Origin of the sequence: Pseudomonas oryzihabitans (genome assembly GCF_032027545.1) — a bacterium.
Lineage (GTDB): Bacteria > Pseudomonadota > Gammaproteobacteria > Pseudomonadales > Pseudomonadaceae > Chryseomonas > Chryseomonas oryzihabitans_F.
The window spans coordinates 92,091-99,573 of record NZ_JAVSJB010000019.1 but is presented as its reverse complement, the minus strand read 5'-3'; the positions used below and the strand labels follow the sequence as shown (position 1 = coordinate 99,573).

Genomic DNA, 7,483 nt, shown 5'->3' with positions numbered 1-7,483 from the left:
AGCGCGCAACCGCTGTCGGGCCTGCGCATCCTGCTGATCGAGGACGAAGCCAGCGTGCTACTGGCCACGGCCACTTTGCTGCGCCACTGGGGCTGCGAGGTGCAGACCGCCAGCGGCATTCCGGAAGGCTTCACCCCCTGCGACCTGGTGATCACCGACTTCGACCTCGACCGTACCGCCTCGGGCGCCGATTGCCTGGCCTACCTGCGTGACCTGCAGGGCCAGCACGTCCCGGCCATCGTCATCTCCGGACACGACGTGACTCAGGTGCAGCGTGCTATCGACGATCCGCGGGTACCGATCCTGTCCAAGCCGGTCCGGCCCCACGAGTTGCGGGCGCTGCTGCGGACCTTCAGGCTGGAGTCGACGACTCCCGCAGCGCTGGTCTGAGCCCGGCCTGCATGCCCACGGCCACGGCGGCGCAGCGGCTGTTGACCTCCAGGGCACGCAGCAGCGAGGACACGTGCAGGCGCACGGTGAAGGGGGAGATGCCCAGTTCCCGGGCGATCTCCTTGTTGCTCAGCCCCTGTACCAGGCCTTGCAACACCTCCAGCTGACGGGGCGTCAAGGCGCTCAGGGCACCGCCGGCATGGGTGTCGGCCGGTCGGCCGGGCATCGCCTGCACCACGAACTCCCCAGCGCGGATCTTGCGAATAGCGGCGGCGATGGTGGCCGGGGGGAGGCCCTTGCCGATGAAGCCGTCGGCGCCCGCGGCCATCACCTGGTCGATGACGTCGGGGCTTTCCAACATGGAGATGACGATCAGGGAGCTGCGGCGGAATTCGCTGCGCAGAGCGTGCAGCGAGGGCCGCAGGTCCTGTCCATGGAAGAGCAGATCGAGCAGCAGGCCGGCCGGCGGTTCACCCTGGCGGGCCAAGTCGAGCGCCTGCTGCAAGGTGCCGGCTTCCTCGACATGGAGGTCGGAAAATTCCTGGCGCAGGATACGCACCAGGCCATCGCGAAAGAGCGGATGGTCGTCAGCGACTATGAAGCGTTCCATCGGCATGATCCTGACTGGCCTGTCGTTACCCCTTGCTCATAGGCAAAGGGCGTTCCTTGGGCGGTCATCCTACCTCACTATGCCGGAGCGCTCTACCTCAAGGTCTAGAGCGCTCGATCTGCCTGATTGGACGCCCAGTTGTCGGCGCATCAGCCATTCGAAGGCACCGGTCAGCAGCAGCGCCGCACAGGCCAGTCCAAATGCCAGGCCCCACCAGACGCCATGGGGGCCGATACCCAGCTGGACGCCCAGCAGCCAGGCACCGCTGGCGCCGATCAGGCAGTAGCAGAGCAAGCCGCCGTAGAAGCCCAGGCGTGCCTGGCGGATGCCGCGCAGCGCCCCCTGGGCGATGCTCTGGGTGCCATCGAAGATGACGAACACCGCCGCGATCAGCACCAACTGGCGTGCCAGCTCCGCCACCGGGCTCTGCGCATCCGGGAGGAACAGCCTCACCAGCCAGCCGGGAAAGCTCCAGAACAGCAGGGCGATGCCCAGCATCACCAGCGCGCCGCCGCCGATGGCCAGCCGCCCCACCAGCAAGGCTTCGCGCGGTCGCCCGGCGCCCTGGTGCTGGCCGATACGGATGCTGGTGGCGTAGGAGAGGCCGGCCGGCAACATGAACACCAGATACACCAGCTGATTGGCGATCTGATGGGCCGCCAGGGCGGTGGCACTGAGGGCGCCCATGCACAGCGCCGCTGACAGGAACAGGCAGGCCTCCACCGCGTAGGTGCCACTAATCGCCAGCCCCTGGCCGAGGGTATCGGTCAGGGCGCGGCGGTCCGGGTGGCGCAGGTAGTGGGCGAGGGGATAGGCGGCGTAGGCCGAGTGGCGCGCGATGTACAGCGCCAGGCACAGCGCCGCGCCGTTCATCACCACCGCGGTCACCGCGCCTATGCCTGCCAGCCCAGGGCGTGGCAGGCCGCCCCAGCCATGCAGCAGGGCGAGATTGAGGAGGGCGTTGAGTGCTGCTGCGCCGAGTACGATGATCAGCACCGGGCCGGGACGGTCCAGGGCGCTGGTGAAGCCGCGCAGGGTCATGAACAGCAGGTGGCCGGGCAGGGCGAAGGCCAGGCAACGCAGGAAGGTCCCGGCGGCCTGGCGACTGTCCTCCGGCTGACCGGCGAGGGCCAGCAGCGGTTCGATGTGCCAGAGCAGGCTGCCGGCCAGGGCCGCCAGGGCCAGGGCGATCCAGATACCGGCTGCGGTCACCGCCGCCACGCCCTGGGTATCGCCCGCGCCCCGGCGCAGCGCCGCCAGGTTGGCCACCGCGGTGATCACGCCCACGCAGATCACCGAGACGAAGGAGTACACCGCCGCGCCCAAACCTCCTCCGGCCAGCGCCGCCGGCCCCAGGCGCCCCATCATCAAAGTATCGGTGAACACCATGGCCACGTAGGCCAACTGGGCACCGATCAGCGGCAGGGCCAGGCGCAGCAGGGCGAGCAGTTCGTGACGCAGCGAAGACATGGGTGATCTCGAGCAGGATGACAGGCGCCGGCGGCGACAAGAACTCATTGTTCGCTGCTGCCGTACCGCCCACAATCGGAAAATAACCATGGCACCCATGAGTCTGAGTCATGCCTGAGTCGTCCTCGCGCCTGCCGCCGCTCTATGCCCTGCGCGCCTTCGAGGCTGCCGCGCGGCAGGGGTCGTTCACCCGCGCCGCCCAGGAACTGTCGCTCACCCAGAGCGCGGTCAGTCGTCACGTGCGGACGCTGGAAGAGACCTTCGGCTGCCGCCTGTTCGAGCGCGCCGGGCGGCAGTTGCTGCTGACCGAGGCCGGCAAGCTGCTGCTGCCGGGGCTGACCGAGGGCTTCGAGGCCCTGGCACGAGCCTGTGGCAATCTCGCCGTGGAAGAGGGCACCTTGCGCCTGAAGGCGCCCACCAGCCTGTCGTTGCGCTGGCTGCTGGCACGCCTGGGGCGCTTCCGCCAGGCCAATCCACAGCTGGACATCCAGCTCACCAGCGTCTGGATGGCCAGCGACCGCGTCGACTTCTTCCACGAACCCTTCGATTGCGCCGTGCTGCTGGGCGATGGCCGCTTTCCGGTGGAGTGGGAGGTGGTGCCCCTGTTCGAGGAGTGGCTGGTACCGGTCTGCTCGCCGGCCGCCGCCCGCAGTGGTACCTGGGACGTAGCCCGTCTGCAGCGCGAGGAGCTGCTGCATCCGACCTTCGATCGCCGCGACTGGCGGCGCTGGCTGCAGGCCATGGGGCTGGCCCAGGCGGTACCCCTGGCTGGCGGCCAGGTGTTCGATACCCTCGAACTGGGCATGGCCGCCGCCGCCCGTGGCTATGGCGTCTCCATCGGTGACCTGGTGATGCTCGCCGAGGACGTGGCCGCCGGTCTCATCGCCTTGCCCTGGCCCGACGCCGTGGCCAGTGGCGATGGCTACTATCTGGTCTGGCCGCGCAATCGCCGCGGCCAGGGACGCTTCCAGCGGCTGGCCGAGTTCCTGCGGCAGGAGCTACAGCAGCAGCCCCTGCCGGATGTGCGTCGTCATATGTGAATCTATTTAACAAAGGGCTGAAGTTCCGCAGGGCGACGCCGATAATGGCAGAGAACCTTTCTGGCAAGCAGCCTCCAGAGCTGCCCCTTTCGCCTTGTCATGCTACGCGCCGACCGGACAGTCGGGCGCGAAGGAGCCGCCATGTCCACTCTTCGTCGTAAAAGTATCGCCCGACAACTTGCCTTGGCCCTCAGTCTGGTACTGATGATCGTCATCGCCGGTAGTTGCCTGTTCGCCCTGCACGCCCTCAGCGTGTCCATCGAAGGCACCCAGCGCAAGCACCTCGGCAGCGAGGCCCGTCTGCTCGCCGACCAGCAGCAGACCTTCCTCGGTACTCTCAAGGTCAGCACCCAGCGCCTCGCCAATCTGTTCGAGCGCCGCTTCGATGTCGGCCTGAGCCTGTCCGGCGAGCGCCTGCCCCTGGGCAGCGCCACGGCCCCTGCCCTGCTGTTCGCCGGTCAGACACTGAACAGCGACTTCAGCCAGGTCGACGACTTCACCCGGCTGACCGGCGGCGTCGCCACCATCTTCGTGCGTGATGGCGACGACTTCACCCGCATCACCACCTCGCTCAAGAAGCAGGACGGCAGCCGCGCCATCGGTACCCAGCTGGATCGCAAGCATCCCGCCTATGCTGGACTGCTGCAGGGTCAGAACTACGTTGGCCGCGCCCTGCTGTTCGGGCGTTCCTACATGACCCAGTACACCCCGGTCCGTGACGGTGCCGGCAGGGTCATCGCCGTGCTCTTCGTCGGCTTCGACTACACCGATGCCCAGGCCCAGCAACTGGCCCAGCTGACCCAACTGCGTATCGGCGAGACCGGCTCCCTGGCCCTGCTCGACGAACAAGGTACCTGGCTGGTCGCTCCGGCCAACGCCAAGCAGACCGACGAACTGCTCGCCGATCTCAAGCGCGATCCCAAGCAGCGCGAGCTCAGCTGGCAGGATGGCAACCAGGACTTCCTCAGCGTCATGGCCCCCGTTGTCGGCGAAGGCTGGACCGTGGTCGCCACCCTGCCCAAGGCGGAGCTCGACGCCCCCGTCCATGCCGTCGGCCTGCGCCTGGCCATCGGCAGCCTGATCGCCCTGCTGCTGGCCGTGACCGCCTCCGTCGTGCTGCTGCGGCGCAAGCTCAGCCCCCTGGCCCAACTGGTGGAGCGCGCCCAGGCCCTGGGCCGCGGCCAGCTCAGCGTGCGTGTCGATGCCCGCAGCAACGACGAGATCGGCGAACTCGCACTCAGCTTCAACCAGATGGCCGATGCACTGTCCACCACCGTCGAGCAGGTCCGTGGCTCCTCCCGCGCGGTCACCGAGCGCTCCCAGGAACTGAGCCAGCTCTCCGACCAGACCCTGCGTCGCTCCGCCGAGCAGTCCACCCAGATCGACAGCATGGCCAGCGCCGTGGAGGAATTCAGCGCCACCGCCCAGAACATCGCTGATGGCATGCAGCGCACCGAGCGCCTGGTGCAGGAAAACGCCCAGCAGACCCGTACCGGCACCCAGGCCATGCAGGGTGCCTCGGGCGCGCTGGAACAGATCGCCGATTCCCTGTCGAGTACCGCCGAACTCATCAAGGGCCTGGATGATCGCTCCCAGCAGATCGGCGGGATCATCGGTGTCATCAGTGGCATCGCCGAGCAGACCAACCTGCTGGCGCTCAACGCCGCCATCGAAGCCGCCCGCGCTGGCGAGCAGGGCCGTGGTTTCGCCGTGGTCGCCGATGAAGTCCGTCAACTGGCCGGCCGTACCAGTTCCGCCACTCGCGAGATCTCCCAGATGATCGGCGCGGTGCAGGACGAAACCCAGCGGGCCATGGGCGCCATCGATGAAGGCAATCGCCTCATGGAGCAGGGCCTGGCGCGTAACGCCGATGTCGCCCAGGCGCTGCGCAGCATCGACCAGCAGGTCGCCGAAGCGGTGGAGCAATTCTCCGGCATCGCCCAGGCCACCGCCGAGCAGAGCACCACCGCCACCGCCCTGAGCCGCAACATCCAGGCGATCGCCGTGGACAACGCCGCCCAGCGCGACGCCGCCGAGGTCCTGGCGGGCACCGCGGGCGAACTGCGCCATCTGGCCGAGGACCTGAGCTCCGAGGTGGGCCGCTTTAGCTGAGTCCATCTCCGGGTAAAGGAAAAAGGGAGGCTTTGGCCTCCCTTTTTCCATTCTGCTTACTATGGCGCTTGCCGACCGGCAATACTCTGACTACTGTATGCAAATACAGTATTGAGGGAGGGGTGACATGGGTGTATCCAATGAGGCGGTGCAAGCCGTCGAACGCATGCTGAGCACACTGCGCGCGGAGCGGGACGACTATCGTGAACTGGCCCACCAATGGCGGGCCATGTGTTTCGAGCTGGCGCAGGAAAATCAGGCGCTACGGGATCGGCTACAGGAGCCGCCCCGACATTACGGCGAAGATGCCGGCCGCTAATGGGCTGGACGATACTGCAGTGCCTCGGCCAGTTGCGCCCGCTGGATCTCGGTCTGACCCTCCAAGTCGGCCAAGGTCCGGGCCACCTTGATGACCCGGTGCAGGGCACGCAGCGATAGATTCAGGCGCTCACCGGCACCCTCCAGCCAACGTTGATCCGCCTCGCTCAATGCACAAACCTGGTGCAGCTGGTCCAGCCCGAGCAGCGCGTTAGGGCTGCCCTGGCGCGTTATCTGGATGGTCCGCGCCTCTGCCACCTGACGGGCGGCTTCCGCCGTGGTGAGTTCGGCGACGGGCGAGGCGCCCAGGCGCAGATTCTCGCGAGCCACGGTCAGGTGCAGGTCGATCCGGTCGAGCAAGGGGCCGGAGAGCTTGGCACGATAACGCTGGACCTGCTCTGGACTGCAGCGGCAACGCCCGGTGGGATCGCCGAGATAGCCGCAGGGGCAGGGATTCATCGCCGCCACCAACTGGAAACGCGCCGGAAAACGCACCCGCTCCCGCGCCCGGGCGATGACGATCTCGCCACTCTCCAACGGCTCACGCAGCACCTCCAGCACCTTGCGATCAAACTCCGGCAGTTCGTCGAGAAACAGCACGCCGCGGTGGGCCAGGGTGATCTCGCCGGGACCCGGGCGGCTACCCCCGCCCACCAGCGCCGGACCGGACGCCGAATGGTGCGGCTGGCGGAAGGGCCGTTGCGGCCAATGCTCCAGCGGCTCGGGTCCGGCCACGGAATGGATGGCGGCCACCTGCAGCGCCTCGTCCTCGTCCAGCGGGGGCAAGAGCCCCGGTAGGCGGCTAGCGAGCAGGGTCTTGCCGGTCCCGGGTGGGCCGGCGAGCAACAGGTTGTGGGCGCCGGCCGCGGCGACCACCAAGGCACGCTTGGCCGCCTGCTGACCCTGCACCTCGGCCAGGTCCGGATAGGGCAAGGGTGTGCGCAGCAGGCCGCTGGGCTGGTAGGGGGCGAGGGGTGCCTGGCCGCTCAGGTGGCCGGCGAATTCCAGCAGGTGATCCACCGCCAGCACTGCGAAGCCGCTGGCCAGGCAAGCCTCCTCGGCATTGGCGCGGGGCACCACCAGTACCCGTCCGGCCGCGCGAGCGGCCAGCGCTGCGGGCAGCACGCCACGGATCGGCCGCACCGTACCCGACAGTGCCAGCTCTCCGAGGCATTCGTAACGCTCGAGTCCCTCGGCGGGCAATTGCCCGCTGGCGGCGAGGATGCCGATGGCCAGGGCCAGGTCGAAGCGGCCTCCATCCTTGGGTAGGTCAGCCGGGGCGAGATTGAGGGTGATGCGGCGGCTGGGAAAGTCGAAGCCGGCATTGAGGATGGCGCTGCGCACGCGATCCTTGGCTTCACGCACGGCCGTCTCGGGCAGGCCGACGAGGGTAAGGGCGGGCAGGCCATTGGCCAGGTGCGCCTCGACGACCACCGCCGGGGCTTCCACGCCCACCTGGGCGCGGGTATGGACGAGGGCAAGCGACATGATCTCTCCTTGATCGCGGTGCGCCAGTCGAAGACTGCGCCATCCTGGCGCAGCC

At 68.0% G+C, this 7,483-nt stretch carries 7 protein-coding genes and 1 pseudogene; 5 read left to right on the top strand and 3 right to left on the bottom strand.

Annotated elements, in window-relative coordinates:
- The coding region (locus RND78_RS23110) for a response regulator (protein ID WP_312732344.1) at positions 1 to 390 on the top strand (390 nt) is incomplete at its 5' end.
- Here RND78_RS23110 and RND78_RS23105 read toward each other — a convergent pair.
- Positions 353 to 1,000 (bottom strand): response regulator transcription factor, encoded by a 648-nt coding sequence (locus tag RND78_RS23105; RefSeq protein ID WP_312732343.1) that lies wholly within the window; start codon positions 998 to 1,000, stop codon positions 353 to 355. The genes RND78_RS23110 and RND78_RS23105 overlap by 38 nt on opposite strands.
- Positions 1,001 to 1,069: 69 nt before the next feature.
- Entirely contained in the window at positions 1,070 to 2,470 is a 1,401-nt protein-coding gene (locus RND78_RS23100) for a NorM family multidrug efflux MATE transporter (protein WP_312732342.1), read from the bottom strand.
- A 110-nt stretch (positions 2,471 to 2,580) separates the two neighbouring features.
- Here RND78_RS23100 and RND78_RS23095 point away from each other — a divergent pair, with 110 nt between their 5' ends.
- From RND78_RS23095 to RND78_RS23085, 4 genes and pseudogenes are all read left to right on the top strand, one after another.
- Positions 2,581 to 3,510, top strand: a complete 930-nt coding sequence (locus RND78_RS23095; RefSeq protein ID WP_312732341.1) for a LysR substrate-binding domain-containing protein — start codon at positions 2,581 to 2,583, stop codon at positions 3,508 to 3,510.
- A gap of 99 nt (positions 3,511 to 3,609) precedes the next feature.
- Positions 3,610 to 4,767 (top strand): annotated as a pseudogene (locus tag RND78_RS28425) (Cache 3/Cache 2 fusion domain-containing protein); the annotation flags it as partial.
- On the top strand, positions 4,762 to 5,622 hold the full coding sequence (locus RND78_RS28420; RefSeq protein ID WP_409457104.1) for a methyl-accepting chemotaxis protein: 861 nt from the start codon (positions 4,762 to 4,764) through the stop codon (positions 5,620 to 5,622). The pseudogene RND78_RS28425 and the gene RND78_RS28420, both read left to right, overlap by 6 nt.
- A 127-nt stretch (positions 5,623 to 5,749) precedes the next feature.
- The gene (locus tag RND78_RS23085) at positions 5,750 to 5,941 is read left to right on the top strand and encodes a hypothetical protein (RefSeq protein ID WP_312732339.1); all 192 of its coding nucleotides are present in this window, start codon (positions 5,750 to 5,752) and stop codon (positions 5,939 to 5,941) included.
- Here RND78_RS23085 and RND78_RS23080 read toward each other — a convergent pair.
- On the bottom strand, positions 5,938 to 7,428 hold the full coding sequence (locus RND78_RS23080) for a YifB family Mg chelatase-like AAA ATPase (RefSeq protein ID WP_312732338.1): 1,491 nt from the start codon (positions 7,426 to 7,428) through the stop codon (positions 5,938 to 5,940). The genes RND78_RS23085 and RND78_RS23080 overlap by 4 nt on opposite strands.
- Positions 7,429 to 7,483: the final 55 nt, after the last annotated feature.

Excerpts from the sequence above, each read along its gene's own strand:
- RND78_RS23105 (WP_312732343.1), bottom strand. The coding sequence starts at position 1,000 with ATGGAACGCTTCATAGTCGCTGACGACCATCCGCTCTTTCGCGATGGC.
- RND78_RS28420 (WP_409457104.1), top strand. The coding sequence starts at position 4,762 with ATGGCCGATGCACTGTCCACCACCGTCGAGCAGGTCCGTGGCTCCTCC.
- RND78_RS23085 (WP_312732339.1), top strand. The coding sequence starts at position 5,750 with ATGGGTGTATCCAATGAGGCGGTGCAAGCCGTCGAACGCATGCTGAGC.
- RND78_RS23100 (WP_312732342.1), bottom strand. The coding sequence starts at position 2,470 with ATGTCTTCGCTGCGTCACGAACTGCTCGCCCTGCTGCGCCTGGCCCTG.
- RND78_RS23095 (WP_312732341.1), top strand. The coding sequence starts at position 2,581 with ATGCCTGAGTCGTCCTCGCGCCTGCCGCCGCTCTATGCCCTGCGCGCC.
- RND78_RS23080 (WP_312732338.1), bottom strand. The coding sequence starts at position 7,428 with ATGTCGCTTGCCCTCGTCCATACCCGCGCCCAGGTGGGCGTGGAAGCC.